We start from the raw sequence: 15040 nt of genomic DNA, 5'->3' as shown, positions 1-15040 counted from the left end.
TCAGACGTTGCGCCGGTACTGGCCGCCGACCTCGAAGAACGCCTCGGTGATCTGACCGAGCGAGCACACCCGCGCGGCATCCATCAGCACGTCGAACAGGTTGCCGCCGCGGGTGGCCGCGTCGCGCAGCGCCTTGAGCGCCTGCTGGGCCTGCTCGCGGTGCCCCTGCTGGAACTCGGCGAGCCTGCGCAGCTGGGACTGCTTCTCGTCCTCGGTCGCGCGGGCCAGCTCCACCTCGACGTCGTCCTCCCCCGCCTTCGGGTTGCGGAACGTGTTGACGCCGATGATCGGCAGCGAGCCGTCGTGCTTCTTGCGTTCGTACAGCAGCGATTCGTCCTGGATCCGGCCGCGCTGGTAGCCGGTCTCCATCGCGCCGAGCACGCCGCCGCGTTCGGAGATCCGGTCGAACTCGGTGAGCACGGCCTCCTCGACCAGGTCGGTCAGCTCGTCGATGACGAACGAACCCTGCAGCGGGTTCTCGTTCTTCGACAGGCCCCACTCCTTGTTGATGATCATCTGGATGGCCATCGCACGCCGCACCGACGACTCCGAAGGCGTGGTGATCGCCTCGTCGAACGCGTTGGTGTGCAAGGAGTTCGCGTTGTCGTACAGCGCGCACAGCGCCTGCAGCGTGGTGCGGATGTCGTTGAAGCTCATCTCCTGCGCGTGCAGCGACCGGCCGGACGTCTGCACGTGGTACTTGAGCTTCTGCGACCGGTCGTTCGCGCCGTACCGCTCGCGCATCGCCACGGCCCAGATCCGCCGTGCGACCCGGCCGAGCACCGAGTACTCCGCGTCCATCCCGTTGGAGAAGAAGAACGACAGGTTCGGCGCGAAATCGTCGATGTCCATGCCGCGCGCCAGGTACGACTCGACGTAGGTGAACCCGTTGGCGAGCGTGAAGGCCAGCTGCGAGATCGGGTTCGCCCCGGCCTCGGCGATGTGGTAGCCGGAGATCGACACCGAGTAGAAGTTGCGCACCCCGTGCTGGATGAACCACTCCTGGATGTCGGCCATCATCCGCAGGCTGAACTCGGTGGAGAAGATGCAGGTGTTCTGGCCCTGGTCTTCCTTGAGGATGTCCGCCTGCACGGTGCCGCGCACGTTCCGCAACGCCCATTCGCGCAGCTGCACCGCCTCGTCCGCGGCCGGCTCGCGCCCGTGCTCCTCGCGGAACGCGGCGAACTTCTGGTCGATCGCGGTGTTGAGGAAGAACGCGAGGATCGTGGGCGCGGGGCCGTTGATCGTCATCGACACCGAGGTGTTCGGCGCGGTCAGGTCGAACCCGTCGTAGAGCGCCTTCATGTCGTCCAGCGTCGCGATGGAGACGCCGGAGGTGCCGACCTTGCCGTAGATGTCCGGGCGGGTGTCCGGGTCGTGGCCGTAGAGGGTGACCGAGTCGAACGCCGTCGACAGCCGCTTGGCCTCGGAATCGGCCGACAGCAGCTTGAACCGGCGGTTGGTGCGGAACGCGTCGCCCTCGCCGGCGAACATCCGCGCCGGGTCCTCGCCCTCGCGCTTGAACGGGAACACGCCCGCGGTGTACGGGAAGTAGCCGGGCAGGTTTTCCCGGCGCAGGAAGGAAAGCAGCTCGCCGGACTCGGTGTAGCGCGGCAGCGCGACGCGCGGGATCCGGTTGCCGGACAGGGTTTCCCGCCACAGCTGGGTGTGCAGTTCCTTGTCGCGGATCTTCACGACCAGCTCGTCCTGCCGGTATTCCGCGGCGAGCGCCTGGAACCGCTCGAGCAGCTTGGTGGTCTCGCCGGCCACATCGGACTCCGCGGCGGCAAGCAGGCCGTCCAGCGCGTCGGTGTTCGCGTCCACTTCGGACAGCGCGGCCTTGGCCGCGGCGAGGTGCTCGCGCTTGCGTACCGCGGCGACCTGCTTCTCGGTCTGCTCGTGGTACCCGCGCACCGTCTCGGAAATGTCGGCGAGGTAGCGCGCCCGGTTGCCCGGGATGATCGTGCTGGCGTCCGTCGAGACCTTGCCCGAAACCGCCGGCAGCGTACCGGCCGACACCGACAGCCCGCGGTCGGCGAGCATGTCGCGCAGGTGCTGGTACAACGCGGTCACGCCGTCGTCGTTGAACTTCGCCGCGCTCGTGCCGTACACCGGCATCTCTTCGGGCGCGGAGCCGAACGCCTCGCGGTTGCGCACCAGCTGACGCGCGACATCACGACGCGCGTCCTCGGCGCCGCGGCGCTCGAACTTGTTGATCGCGACCACGTCGGCGAAGTCGAGCATGTCGATCTTCTCGAGCTGCGACGCGGCGCCGAACTCCGGCGTCATCACATACAGCGACTCGTCCACGTAGTCGACGATGCCCGCGTCGCCCTGGCCGATGCCCGGCGTCTCCACGATCACCAGGTCGAATCCGGCCGCCTTGCAGGCGAGGATCGACTCGCTCAGCCCGGTCGGGATCTCGCCGCTGGTGGTGCGGGTGGCGAGCGAACGGAAGTACACCGGCGAACCGTCGAGGCAGTTCATCCGGATGCGGTCGCCGAGCAGCGCCCCGCCGCCCTTGCGCCGCGACGGGTCGACCGCGAGCACCGCGATGCGCAGCTTGTCTTCCTGGTCGAGGCGGAAACGGCGGATCAGCTCGTCGGTGAGCGAGGACTTGCCGGAACCGCCGGTGCCGGTGATGCCGAGAACCGGCACGTGCTTCTTCCCGGCGGCCTCGTTGATTGCCGTGAGCCATTCCTCCGGCAGGTTTTCGCGCTGCAGCTGGGTGATCACCCGGGCAAGCGCCTGAACGTCGCCGGACAGCAGCTTGTCGACCGAGGCGGGCGGCTGCGCGGACAGGTCGCTGTCGCACTCCTTGATCATCAGGTTGATCATGCCCGGCAGGCCCATCTCGTAGCCGTCTTCCGGCGAGAAGATCCGCGCCACGCCGCGCGAATGCAGCAGGTCGATCTCCTCGCGCACGATGACGCCACCGCCGCCGCCGAACACCTTGATGTGCCCCGCGCCGCGCTCGTTCAGCAGCTCCACGAGGTAGCTGAAGTACTCGACGTGCCCGCCCTGGTAGGCGGAGATGGCGACGCCCTGGACGTCCTCGGCGATCGCGGCCGTGGCCACCTCGTCGACGGACCGGTTGTGGCCGAGGTGCACCACCTCCGCGCCCTGGGACTGCAGGATCCGGCGCATGATGTTGATCGAGGCGTCGTGGCCGTCGAACAAGCTGGATGCCGTGACGAACCGGACCGGGTTCGCGGGACGGTACAGGTCGCTGCCGCTCATCCTCCCAATTTACTAGGACTTCCTACTATTGGAAACCCGAGCCCGAAGTGACCCGGCTCTCAAGGGTTGACATCCGGGCTATATTCAACCAGGTAGTTAATTAACCAAGTGATTGAGCGCCGATGCCGACAGATCAGCTGAGCACCACGTTCGCCGCCCTGGCGGACCCGACCCGGCGCGCGATCCTCGCCCGGCTCACCCGTGGCGAGGCCACCGTCAACGAGCTGGCCGAGCCGTTCGAGGTGAGCCTGCAGGCCGTCTCGAAGCACCTGAAAGTGCTGGAGCAGGCCGGATTGATCAGCCGGGGCCGCACCAAGCAGTGGCGCCCGTGCCGCCTGGAAGCGGGCCCGCTGGCCGACGTCGCCGGCTGGGTCGCGGAGTATCGGCGGTTCTGGGAGTCCGGATTCGACCGCCTGGACGAGCACCTGCGGCAGCTGCAAGAGGGGGCGGAATGAACGAGCTGACCATCGTGCGGGTCTTCGACGCACCGAGGGACCTGGTGTTCCAGACCTGGACCGACCCGGCGCACTTCGCGAGCTGGTTCGGCCCGCACGGCTTCGTCGCGTCCGAGACCAGCACGGACCCGCGCCCCGGCGGCGCCTGGCACAGCCGGATCACCAGCACTGATGACGGCATCGACCGCCGGGTGTCCGGCGTCTACCGCGAGGTTTCGGCACCCTCCCGGCTCGTGTTCACGTTCCGCTGGCAGCACCCGGAGGACGAAGTCGGCGAAACGCTCGTGACCATCGATTTCGCCGAGCTGGCAGGCAAAACCTCGATGACGTTCCGCCAAGCTCCGTTCCCGGACACTGCCGAGCGCGACGGTCATATCGACGGCTGGCAGTCCGGGTTTGAAGATCTCGACCGCATACTGGAGGACCTGAAATGACCGCCGCACTCCCCCGCGTCGTCTCGCCCGAGGAATGGGCCAGCGCCCGTGAATCCTTGCTGCGCAAGGAAAAAGAACACACCCGCGCAGGCGACCGACTGGCCGCCGAACGCCGCCGGATGCCCATGGTCCGCTTCGCGAAGCAGTACGAATTCACCGGCCCGGACGGCACGCAAAGCCTGCTCGACCTGTTCGACGGCCGCCGCCAGCTGATCGTCTACCACTTCATGCTGTACCCCGGCGACGAAGCGGGCTGCCCCGGCTGCTCCCTGCTCGTGGACAACATGAGCAACCTCGCGCATCTGCACGCCCGCGACGTCACGCTCAAGGTCGCCGCGCCCGCGACGCCGCCGGAGATCGAGCGGTACTGGGCCAGGATGGGCTGGACGATCCCGTGGGTTTCCGCCGCGGGCACGGATTTCCCGGCGGACTGCGGCATCGACGGCGGCTTCGGCGTGAGCGTGTTCCTCCGCGACGGCGACGACGTCTACCGCACCTACTTCACCGACGGCCGCGGCGGCGACCAGTTCATCAGCACGCTGCGGTACCTCGACGTCACCCCGTTCGGACGGCAGGAGGCGTGGGAGGAAGAGTCTCGCGGCACCGACGCCCCCAGCAGCTGGTGGCGCCGCCACGACGAGTACTGAGAACTTTCCGCGCGACGGCCGCGCGGAACTGCAGGTGCTCGACGTCAAGCGCTCAAGGCAGAGAAAAACCGGGTCACCCAAGCGTGACCCGGTTTTCGCTTACTGGTGCGCTTTCGCCGCGCGCAACGCGATCCACTGCCGCATCGCGTACTCGACCAGCGTGATCAGCGTCTGCTTGGTCGATTCCCGCTCGCGGGCGTCGCACCGGACGATCGGAATGCTCGCATCGATCGACAGCGCCTCGCGCACATCATTGATGTCGTGTTCCAGCACGCCGTCGAACGTGTTCACGCCGACGATGTACGGCAGGCCGCGGTCCTCGAAGAAGTCGATCGGCGCGAACGAGTCCGCGAGGCGGCGGGTGTCGGCGAGCACGACCGCACCGATCGCGCCGCGCACCAGGTCGTCCCACATGAACCAGAACCGCTGCTGGCCGGGCGTGCCGAACAGGTAGAGGATCAGGTCCGCGTCGAGCGAGACGCGGCCGAAGTCCATGGCGACCGTGGTGGTCGTCTTGTACGGCGTCTGGTCGAGGTTGTCGATGCCGCGGCTGGCGTCGGTCATCATCGCCTCGGTGGTGAGCGGGACGATTTCCGACACCGAGCCCACGAAGGTCGTCTTGCCCGCTCCGAAGCCGCCCGCCACCACGATCTTCGCCGATGTCATGGTCGGGGGCGCGGTTTCCCGCGGTGCCTTAAAGCCGACGGAGTCCACTCAAAACCCTTTCCATCAACATCAAGTGTGCTTCGGCGCCGTCCTGGCCCGAGATCGTCCGGTGCACGGTGACGAGACCGGCGTCGGCCGCGTCGCTGATCAGCACCCGCGCCACCCCCAGCGGCACCGACAGCACCGCGGCGATCTCCGCCACCGAACGCGGGGTCCGGCACGCTTCCATGATCGAGATGCTCTCGATCTGCTCCGCCGCCGCCTGGGGGAAGCCCCCCGCGGCGACATGGTCTTTGGTGGAGATCAATGTCTCCAGTTCGAGCGCGTAGTTCGCCCGGGTGCGCCCGCCGGTGAGAGCGTACGGGCGCACGATCGACGTCTCCTCGGCCGGGTCCACCCGATCGTGGCGCTCGGGCCGGACGATCGCCGACGGCATCGAGAACTCGCCGCTCGGCGGTCCCGGGTCGAAGAGCCCGCCTGGTCTGGGGCCGTCGGAGTCCGTACTGCCCGGTGGAGAGACGAGAGAGGTCACACCATCTCCTTGGTCGGCCTGCGGCGCAGGTGCCGCAGGCGGGTCCGCTGCCGCGTGCGCTCCCGCGGCGGGCGGCACTGGGGACTGGGATTCCTTCTTTTCTTTGCCGCTCTTCTTCCGTTTTCTGCGCGAGCGGCCCGAATCAAGGCTGAACCCGTTGAGGACGTCGGCGAACGTGCCGTCGTCCCCGGCGGCGGGCTCGTCCCCGCGCGGGGGCTCGCCGCCGGTACCGGGCTCTTCGCCGAACAATCCGGACCCCTGGCTCATCGCGCCATCATCCCACCGGTTCGCCGATCAGCGAGCCCCCGGCGCCCTGCAGCTGCGCGCGCAGCTCCGGGGTCAGGATCTGGCCGACGCGGTCGACGAGCATCGTCATCTCGTAGGCGACCTGCCCGATGTCGCAGTTGGGCGCGGCGAGGATCGCCAGGCAGGAGCCGTCGCTGATGGACATCAGCACCATGATGCCGAGCTCCATCTCGACCACGGTCTCGCGCACCGAGCCCGCCTCGAAACAGCGGGCGGCCCCCTGGGTGAGGCTGACGAGCCCGGACGCCACGGCGGCGAGCTGGTCGGCGCGGTCGAGCGGCAGCCGGTTGGAGGCCGTCAGCAGGAGACCGTCGGCCGACACGACGACCGCGTGCGCGACGCCCGGGACGCGGTCGGCGAAGTCGTTCACCAGCCAGCCGAACTGGTTCTGCTGCGGCTGGGCCGCATTCGGCGAGGTCATTCACCCTCCAATGTTTCGTGGTTCTTCTCAGCGGCCTGCGCGGTGCGGTGCCTGCCGCGCTGGATCCCCTGCTGGAAACTGCTCAGGCGACCGCGCACGTCGTGCGCATCGCGGGACGGACGGGGGCTCGCCGACCCGGCGGGCGGCGGTGCGCTGCCGGGAAGAAGCTGTTCTCCTCGGCGGCGCCGAGGCAATCCTGCCGAAGTGAAGGAAGCGGGTGTCGACTGGGACACCGACTGGACCGTCCGCCACCCTTCGTCGGAACCGAAGTTCCACTCAGCGGCGCCTTCGGCAGGAGTCGTGGAGGGGCTGGCCGAACCGTCCGAACCGGCGGGCTCGGCGGGGGTCGGCGGGGCGTCCTGCCCGGCGGAGGACTGCCGCGACGGAGCCTGTCCCGGCACCAGCGGCTGACCCCACAACCCGGTCTGCTGCCCCGGCGTCGCGGACTCGCCCGGTGCCGAGGACTGGCCCGGCACGTTCTGCCCGGGCACCCGGGTCTGGCCCAGTCCCCCGGCCAGTCCCTGCGCCGAAGCCGAAGCCGCCGGAGCCGGGTCCGCCGTCGTGCCGGACTGTTCCGCCTTCTCCGCCTGCTGCCCCGGCGCGGCGGCCGGAGGCTGCGCGGCGCGCCACGTCGTCAGCGGCGAAGCCTGGCCCGGGTTCTCGGCGGGCTTGCCCCACAAGGAGGTCTGCTCCGTGCTCGGGGACTCGGCAGGCGCGGAAGCCTGTCCGTTCGCCGAAGCCGGGCTGTCCGTCTTCTCCGGCGCCGCGGTCTGGCCGTTGGCCGAAGCCTGCGCCGCCTGCGAAGCAGGAGTCTGCCCGGTGCCGGAGACCGCGGCCTCGAGCCCGGCCACGGCGGCCGGGACCTGGTTCGGGTCGGCGGTCGGCGGAGGGGGCGGGAGGCTGCTCGCGCCCTTGCGGCGGGTCGGCAGGCTGTCCGGCTTGTCCGGCCGGACGGTCCGATCCGGTTGCGGCGCGGGCAGTTCCGTGCGCGCGGCGGGCTCCTGGCGCGGCCAGCCGCCGTCCGGGTCGAACGCCGGGGGCACGGCCGGGACGGGAGCCGTCTCGTCCGGCGAGTCCGCGTCCGCGGGCCGGGCGCCGAAGCCGGCGGGCGCGTCCGTCGCGCCGAACGGGGCGGTCGAACCCGGGGTGCGCTGCGGCATCCCGCCGGGCCGGTTCTGCTCGGCGGGAACGCCGAACGCACCCGCGACCGTCTGCCGCCGCCGGACCGCCGCGTCGTGGGCACGAGCCCGCTCGGGCGAGGGCGCCGTCGTGGCGCTCGAAGCGTCCGCGGCCGGGGAATCCGCTGTGGCGCCAGTGGTTTCCGGCGCGGTCCCGCGGACTTCCTGACGGCCGCGCGTGACGCCGCGCTGGAAGCTGTTCAGCCGTCCCCGCACGTCCGCGGGGTCGCGGACCGGGAGGTCGCTGCCCTGCGTTTCGGCCGCGGGAGCCGCCGGTTCCGGCGTGGCGCTGCCCGGCATGAGCTGTTCGCCGCGACGGCGCCGGGGCAGGCCCGACTTGGTGAACGCGGTCGGCTCCACTTGGGACAGTGCCTGCACCGTCCGCCAGTTTTCGTCGCTCGCGAAATCCCAATTGCGCTGCTGCTGGTCGGAATCCGCCTCCGGCTCCTCGGCGGCTGTGCCGGACGCGGGCGAAGCCGCCGGGGAGGCGGCCGCGGGCGGCGGCTGCGCGGGCGAACGGAACCAGGCCGACAGCATCTCGTCGAAGATCGGCGTGTTCTCGATCGTCGTCTCCGCCGCGGACGGCGGCGGGACCTCCGGCACCTGCTGCGCGGCCTGATTCCACCAGTCGCTCAGCGTCGTCGCGTTGGCCGCGGAGAACAGGTCCTTGCCCGAGGGCAGTTCGCCGTCGCGCTCGTCGCGGGTTTCCGCGGCCGGTTCCGGTTCGGGCTCCGGACGCGGCGGCGGGACGTCCACGGTCTGCGGCAGCTTCGGCGCGGGCGGCGGCGGGGCGGGCGTGTCGTCGTCGCGCGGGATCGGGCTGAACAGCGCGGTCCCGGACACCTCGAGGTCGGACGGCGGACGCGCGACCTTGTCCCCGGAGAACCCGGCGAGGTCGCCCGCCGAGGGCCAGCGCTGCGTTTCCTCGGAGTTGCTGCCCTGCTGCGGAACGAGACCCGGCACGGCCGAACCGTTGGAAGCCGGACGCTGGCGCCGGGGCAGTCCGCCGGGAGCGGCGGGCGGGGCGGCGAGGCTCGCCTTGGGACCGGGCAGCTGGCCGGGTTCGCCCCGGTCGCCGGGCACCGTGGCCAGTCCGGTCATCACCAGCTCCGGCGGCACCACCACGGTGGCCCGCACGCCGACGATGTCCTTGCCGCCGTGCAGCGAAACGCCGATGCGGTGGCGGCCGGCGAGGCGGCCGACCACGAACAGGCCCATCCGGCGCGAGGTCGCGAGGTCGACCGAGCCCGAGTCGGTGAGCCGGCCGTTGGCCTCCACCACCTCGTACTCGTTCATGCCGATGCCCTTGTCGAGGATGTCGACGTTGAGCGAACCGTCCTCGGCGAGCCGCGTCGCGACAGTCACCTGCGTTTCCGGCGCGGAGAACGCGGTCGCGTTGTCCAGCAGCTCCGCGATGAGCCGCTGGACGTCGCTCGCGGCGAACCCGACGATCTTCACCGCGGGCGGGTGCTGCACCGAAACCCGTTGGTACTGCTCGATTTCCGACACCGCGGCGCGCAGCACGTCGTGCGTGGCGACCGGCTGGCCGGAACGGCGGCCCGGCTCGGCGCCGGAGAGGACCATCAGGTTCTCGTTGTTGCGCCGCATCCGGGTGGCGAGGTGGTCGAGCTGGAACAGCGTGGCGAGCTGGTCGGCGTCCTCCTCGTCGCGCTCCAGCCGCTCGATCAGCTGCAGCTGCCGCTGCACGAGGCTCTGGCTGCGCCGCGAGAGGTTGACGAACACGCTGGAGTAGCCGGCGCGCATGGCGGCCTGTTCGGTCGCCAGCTTCAGCGCCTGGCTGTGCACCTTCTCGAACGCCCGCGCGACCTCGCCGACCTCGTCCTGCACCTGGACCGGCACCGGTTCGACCTCGACGCTCTGCGCGCGGCCCTCCTGGATGTTGCGGACCGCCTCCGGCAGGTCCTTCTCCGCGACGTCCAATGCGGACCGTCGCAGAACCTTCAGCGAGCGCAGCAGCTGGCGGGCGATGACGAACACGACCGCGGCGGCCGCGGCGAGCGCCGCGAACAGCAGCACGGCGAGCAGACCGGCGCTGCTGCCCGCGTCCTCGACCAGCTGGGACGACGCGGCGGTCAGGTCGGTGCTCATCCGGCCGGAGACCTCGGACAGCTGCGAGGTCACCGCGTTCGAGGCGGTGTTCCACTCCTGCGCCGAAATCCGCTTGAGCGCGTCGTCGGACGAGACGCCCTGCCCGCCGAGCACGGTGCCGAGCATCCGCTTGCGGTCGTAAGAGGTGTCCGGCTTGATCGTGCTCTCGAAGTCGAGACGCTGCGGCGCGGTGGCGGCGGCGTTGAAGTCGGCGACGCGGTCGTCGAACCGGAGTTCCGCGTCGCGCACGTCGCTCAGCTGCTGCGGGGTCAGCGTGCCCGCGGAGATGCCGTAGCCCACCAGGGACTGGGTGACCGACACCTGTTCCTTGGCCGCTTCGAGGTCGTGCAGCGCGCTCGGGGTGCTGCCGAGCGCGTCGGCGCTCGCGCCCGCCGACACCGCGGTGTCGGCTCCGATCAGCGCGCTGGTGACGGCGTTGTAGTCGCCGACCGCCTCGGCCGCGTTCAGCAGGCCGGCCCCGACCTGCTGGCGGATCACCGCGATCTCGTTGACCTGCGCGTTCGCCGAGTTCACCGCGCCGGACACGCTCGAACCGTCGGCCCCGACCCGGGCGGCCGCCTCGGTGAACGGCGCGACCGCGGCGTCGGTGGCCGCGCGGGCGGCCTTCAGTTCCGGGGTGACGCCCGAGGTGCCCGCGATCAGCTGGGCGGCGGTCTGGGTGCGTTCGCGCTGCAGCCCGTCGGTGAGCGCGCGCAGCTGGGTGCTCAGCGCGACGAGCCGGTCGATCCGCTGGTAGTCGCTCGAGCGCGAGACCTGGCCCGCGATGGCGGTGATGCCGAGGACGAGCGCGAGCACGATGGGGACGATCGTGACCGCCGACAGCTTGACCGGCAGGCTCCAGTCCCGCCAGCGCAACGCCGCCCGCCAGCCCGACGACCAGCGCGGCCGCTTGGGCGGGCGGCCGAGCAGCTTTTCCACAGGCACTTGGCCTTCTCCTGCAACGGTCACGAAAGTGACTCCCTGTCCGGCGTCGTGGCGGCCCGTCGGCGGTCCCCTCGGTCCTCCGTGCTCCCGGTGCGCAGCGCGCTCCCGGCGCGGAGTCCCGCGGTCCGCCTGCCCGCGCGTCCGACCGGGGGCGGGCACGACCGGGTCGATCCTTCACCGGTCCGGGAGACGATCGGCTTCCCGGGACTATGCACGTGCACGACGCAACTTGCGGACTGCACGGCGGTGGTCGAGATCAACTTGTCTGCGCCTATCGATCGCTGCGGGCGGCTGGGGCCAAAGAATCGTACACCAATCGCCGCCTGCGTTATTGCGTTCCGCATCGGGGGGCTGACCTGGGAAAATAGTCAAAACTCGGAAACTCGGAGCCACGGATTCGCACCCGGCCGCCCGGCGCGGGAATTCCGGTTACCCGGCGCTCTCGGCCTCGGCGTCCGGCCGTCACCCGATTAGCCCACACAGGGTAAGCGACACCCTCGATGGGACTACGCTCCGTGCCCCCATCGGGTGGGTGCACCCGGAAGTTGAACCCGATGTTGTGGAGATGCAGCGACGCGCCGCCCGACCCGGTGATTTTTGCCAGCCTCCCTTCCCTGCCTGGGAATCCCCGCCCGGCCGGCGACCTGCCCGCCGAAACGGAGCGGCCGCCCCGCCCGGCGGCTACGACCGGTCACCGTAATGGATCTTGACCGGCCCGTCACTCCGCCGTCTGCCGCAACCCGGACCGGCACCGGCGACTCCCCGTGACATCGGTGCTCACTATTCCGAGTGATCAGCCTGTGATCTGCCCGGACGCGCCGTTCCGCGCTATTTCCCGGGCGAAAAGGAATTTCCGGTGCCCTCGCGAACCGGCTTTTTCCGCGTTCCGGCGCCGTCGTTACTATGGCCGCCTCCCAGTCCGCAAGGGCGATCCGGGCGCTTTCTCGAACGATGCCCGCCGCCTTCCACCGCGCAAGTTGCCGGAGGCAGCCATGCACAACGTCGCGCGCACCACCGGACCGGCCTCCGCGGCCGAGGACACCGGTCAGATGCCCGCGCTGTTCGACCGCGAAGGAGGCGACGCCGCACCGCGCGGCAGGCGCCGCAAGCGCGGCCCGGACTACGAGCAGATCCAGCGCAGCCCCCAGTTCCGCGCGCTGCGCAGCCGCTTCCGCCGGTTCGTGTTCCCGATGAGCATCGGGTTCTTCGTCTGGTACCTGGTCTACGTCGTGCTCGCCGCCTACGCGGGCGAGTTCATGAGCACGCCGGTCTTCGGCCTGGTCAACGTCGGCATGCTGCTCGGCCTCGGCCAGTTCCTCACCACCGCGGTCATCACCGCGCTGTACGTCCGCTTCGCCGACCGCGAGATGGACCCGCGTGCCGCCGAGATCCGAGCGCAGGCCGCCCCTGTCACGGAAGGAACGCCTCAGTGACCACCGTTTCGCTCGCCGAAGGAGCTTCGGAGAGCAACCCGCTGATCAACACCGGGGTGTTCGCGCTGTTCGTCGCGATCACCCTCTACGTGGTGTACCGCGCGGGGAACCGCCGCTCGTCGACGTCGGGCTACTACACCGCCGACAGCGCTTTCACCGGGAGGCAGAACGGCGTCGCGCTGTCCGGCGACTTCCTGTCCGCGGCGTCGTTCCTCGGCATCGCGGGCGCGATCGCGATGAACGGCTACGACGGTTTCCTCTACTCCATCGGCTTCCTCGTCGCGTGGCTCGTCGACCTGCTGCTGCTCGCGGAACTGCTGCGCAACACCGGCCGCTTCACCATGGGCGACGTGCTCAGCTTCCGGATGAAGCAGCGCCCGGTGCGCGCCGCGTCGGCCACGTCGACGCTGGTGATCTCCTTCTTCTACATGCTCGCGCAGATGGCGGGCGCGGGCGGCCTGGTCGCGCTGCTGCTGGACGTCCACTCCAAGTGGGGCCAGGCGGTGGTGATCACCGTGGTCGGGCTGGTGATGATCTCCTACGTGCTGCTCGGCGGCATGAAGGGCACCACCTGGGTGCAGATCATCAAGGCCACCATCCTGCTCACCGCGGCCTCGCTGATCACGGTGTTCCTGATGGGCAAGTACGGCTTCAACTTCTCGAGCCTGCTGCGCGCGGCCGCCGACCGCAGCCCGATGGGCAAGGACCTGCTCTCCCCCGGCGGCTCCTACGGCAAGGACGGCACCACGAAGCTCGACTTCGTGTCGCTGTCGCTGGCGCTGGTGCTCGGCGTCGCCTCGCTGCCGCACGTGCTGATGCGCTTCTACACCGTGCCGAACGCCCGCGAGGCGCGCCGCTCGGTGGTGTGGGCGACCGCGTGCATGTTCGTGTTCTACCTGTGCACGCTGGTGATCGGCTTCGGCGCGGCGGCGATCGTCGGCCCGGACGAGATCAAGGCCGCGCCCGGCGGCGAGAACTCGGCCGCGCCGCTGCTGGCCCTGCACGTGGGCGGGACGGTGCTGCTCGGCGTCATCTCGGCGGTCGCGTTCGCGACGATCCTCGCCGTGGTGGCCGGGCTGACGCTGACCGCGTCCGCCTCCTTCGCGCACGACGTCTACGCGAACGTCATGAAGCGCGGCAAGGCGGAGCCGGAGGACGAGGTCCGGGTCGCCCGGCTGACCGCGGTCGTGATCGGCGTGCTCGCCATCCTCGGCGGCATCCTCGCCAACGGCCAGAACATCGCGTTCCTCGTGGCGCTCGCGCTCGCGGTGGCGGCGTCGGCCAACCTGTCGACCCTGCTGTACTCGCTGTTCTGGAAACGGTTCAACACCACCGGGACGCTGTGGAGCATCTACGGCGGGCTCATCGCCTGCGTCGTGCTGGTGCTGTTCTCGCCGGTGGTGTCGGGAGCCTCGGACTCGATCTTCCCGAGCGTCGACTTCCACTGGTTCCCGCTGAAGAACCCGGGCCTGGTGTCGATCCCGGTGTCGTTCCTGTGCGGCGCGATCGGCACGTTCGTCGGCCGCTCGAAGAGCGATCCGGCCAAGCACGCGGAGATGGAGGTCCGGTCCCTGACCGGCGTCGGCTTCGGCTCCTGATCCCCTGGCACGAAAAAACCGCGGCGTCCGGATTTCCGGGCGCCGCGGTTTTTTCGGTGCTCAGAAGACGTCGCGCCCGGCCTGCACCCGGTGCGTCACCCGGCGCTCGACGACGAACGACACGAACGGGACGCACCCGGCCAGCAGCACCAGGACGGTGCTCTTGATCGACCAGCGGGCCTTGATCGCGAGGTCGATGGTGAGCACCAGGTAGATCATGTAGAGCACGCCGTGGATCGGCGAGTACACCTGCGCGGGCGTGGCGTTGCCGAAGCCGTACTCGATGATCATGGTGGCGCAGAGCGCGAGCAGGCCGACACCGGTCACGTACGCGCTGGCCCGGAACCGGGTCAGCGAGCCGGACACCTTCGACTGGCGAGCGGGGGCGGCACCGTCGGTGCTGGTCGTCATGGGAGCGTCCTCATTTCCGCGGGCGTTCAGGACTGCTGGTCGCGGGCGTTGAGCTCGCGCAGGTAGCGGTTGTAGGCGGCGAGTTCGTCGTCTTCTTCGACGGGAGCCGCGGCCGGTCGCGGCGCGGGCACGCGGACCGGGGCCGGAGCAGGCGGTTCGGGCTGGCCGGCGGCTTGCTCTTCGCGTTCGCGCAGCTTCTTGATGCGCCAGAACATGAACGCGGGGAAGAGCCCGAAAAGCGGCCATTGCAGCACGTAGCCGAGGTTCTGGAAGGTGCCGGTGGCGGACGTGAACCGGTCCCACTGCCACCAGGCCAGCCCGCAGCACAACGCCAGGCTCACGACGCTCGTGGCGACGATCATGAGCCGGCGCCCGAGCGGGGACGCGGCCGGGCCGGGATCTGCGGGCACGGTATCGACGCTAGCACTGGCCGGGGACGACGTTGCTGAGAGGCGGCGAGGTCGTGACCGGGGCCCCATCCGGCGTTCGCGGCCGGATTCGCCGGGTGGCCGACACCGGCACCGGCGTCGAGCGGCCCGCCGACCCTAGTCGCGCGCCGGAACGCCTCCGCACCGCGACCCGGCTCGGCCAAACGCCCCAATGCCACATTGGGTGCATGTCACGCACTGTTTTGTCTCGGTTGATCTGTCGCAGGGTTGTCTCGG

General features: G+C 70.1%; 12 protein-coding genes. 5 read left to right on the top strand and 7 right to left on the bottom strand.

Annotation, left to right across the window (positions count from 1 at the left end; all coding sequences use genetic code 11):
- Complete coding sequence (icmF, locus tag EIZ45_RS36620; protein WP_134668223.1) at positions 1-3240, bottom strand: fused isobutyryl-CoA mutase/GTPase IcmF; 3240 nt, start codon at positions 3238-3240, stop codon at positions 1-3.
- 122 nt (positions 3241-3362) lie between these two features.
- Between icmF and EIZ45_RS36615 the strand changes: the two genes are divergently transcribed.
- Genes EIZ45_RS36615 through EIZ45_RS36605 form a run of 3 tightly spaced genes read left to right on the top strand, consistent with a single transcriptional unit; the run spans position 3363 to position 4776 of the window.
- Positions 3363-3695 carry a helix-turn-helix transcriptional regulator gene (locus EIZ45_RS36615; protein ID WP_043829165.1) on the top strand — a complete coding sequence of 111 codons (333 nt, stop codon included), beginning with the start codon at positions 3363-3365 and terminating at the stop codon, positions 3693-3695.
- On the top strand, positions 3692-4129 hold the full coding sequence (locus tag EIZ45_RS36610; protein WP_134668224.1) for an SRPBCC domain-containing protein: 438 nt from the start codon (positions 3692-3694) through the stop codon (positions 4127-4129). The genes EIZ45_RS36615 and EIZ45_RS36610 overlap by 4 nt, the downstream gene beginning before the upstream one ends.
- Positions 4126-4776, top strand: coding sequence for a DUF899 domain-containing protein (locus EIZ45_RS36605; protein WP_043829161.1), 651 nt, complete (start codon positions 4126-4128; stop codon positions 4774-4776). Before EIZ45_RS36610 ends, EIZ45_RS36605 begins: the two co-directional genes overlap by 4 nt.
- 99 nt (positions 4777-4875) lie before the next feature.
- Here the strand turns inward: EIZ45_RS36605 and EIZ45_RS36600 are convergent, their stop codons facing one another.
- From EIZ45_RS36600 to EIZ45_RS36585, 4 genes are read right to left on the bottom strand one after another with little or no spacing between them, the layout of a single operon-like run.
- Complete coding sequence (locus EIZ45_RS36600) at positions 4876-5490, bottom strand: ATP/GTP-binding protein (protein ID WP_081654960.1); 615 nt, start codon at positions 5488-5490, stop codon at positions 4876-4878.
- Positions 5471-6241, bottom strand: coding sequence for a DUF742 domain-containing protein (locus tag EIZ45_RS46585; RefSeq protein WP_199817431.1), 771 nt, complete (start codon positions 6239-6241; stop codon positions 5471-5473). Before EIZ45_RS46585 ends, EIZ45_RS36600 begins: the two co-directional genes overlap by 20 nt.
- A gap of 7 nt (positions 6242-6248) precedes the next feature.
- Positions 6249-6701, bottom strand: coding sequence for a roadblock/LC7 domain-containing protein (locus EIZ45_RS36590; protein WP_037809909.1), 453 nt, complete (start codon positions 6699-6701; stop codon positions 6249-6251).
- The gene (locus EIZ45_RS36585) at positions 6698-10957 is read right to left on the bottom strand and encodes a nitrate- and nitrite sensing domain-containing protein (protein ID WP_240690888.1); all 4260 of its coding nucleotides are present in this window, start codon (positions 10955-10957) and stop codon (positions 6698-6700) included. The genes EIZ45_RS36590 and EIZ45_RS36585 overlap by 4 nt, the downstream gene beginning before the upstream one ends.
- A gap of 968 nt (positions 10958-11925) precedes the next feature.
- On the opposite strand from EIZ45_RS36585, the gene EIZ45_RS36580 reads away from it, so the two are divergent.
- Both EIZ45_RS36580 and EIZ45_RS36575 read left to right on the top strand, forming a co-directional pair.
- Positions 11926-12366 (top strand): DUF485 domain-containing protein, encoded by a 441-nt coding sequence (locus EIZ45_RS36580; RefSeq protein ID WP_037809904.1) that lies wholly within the window; start codon positions 11926-11928, stop codon positions 12364-12366.
- On the top strand, positions 12363-13964 hold the full coding sequence (locus EIZ45_RS36575; protein ID WP_134668226.1) for a cation acetate symporter: 1602 nt from the start codon (positions 12363-12365) through the stop codon (positions 13962-13964). The genes EIZ45_RS36580 and EIZ45_RS36575 overlap by 4 nt, the downstream gene beginning before the upstream one ends.
- Before the next feature lie 60 nt (positions 13965-14024).
- Here the strand turns inward: EIZ45_RS36575 and EIZ45_RS36570 are convergent, their stop codons facing one another.
- Together EIZ45_RS36570 and EIZ45_RS36565 are read right to left on the bottom strand one after the other, a co-directional pair.
- Positions 14025-14375 (bottom strand): DUF3817 domain-containing protein, encoded by a 351-nt coding sequence (locus EIZ45_RS36570; RefSeq protein WP_037809898.1) that lies wholly within the window; start codon positions 14373-14375, stop codon positions 14025-14027.
- Positions 14376-14401: 26 nt separating this feature from the next.
- Positions 14402-14737: a hypothetical protein gene (locus tag EIZ45_RS36565; protein ID WP_205670246.1), complete on the bottom strand. Its 336-nt coding sequence runs from the start codon at positions 14735-14737 to the stop codon at positions 14402-14404.
- Between the last annotated feature and the right edge of the window lie 303 nt (positions 14738-15040).

The organism is Amycolatopsis sp. CFH S0740 (assembly GCF_004522315.1).
Classification (GTDB): Bacteria; Actinomycetota; Actinomycetes; order Mycobacteriales; family Pseudonocardiaceae; genus Amycolatopsis; species Amycolatopsis nivea.
This window is presented reverse-complemented; position numbering and strand designations above follow the sequence as displayed.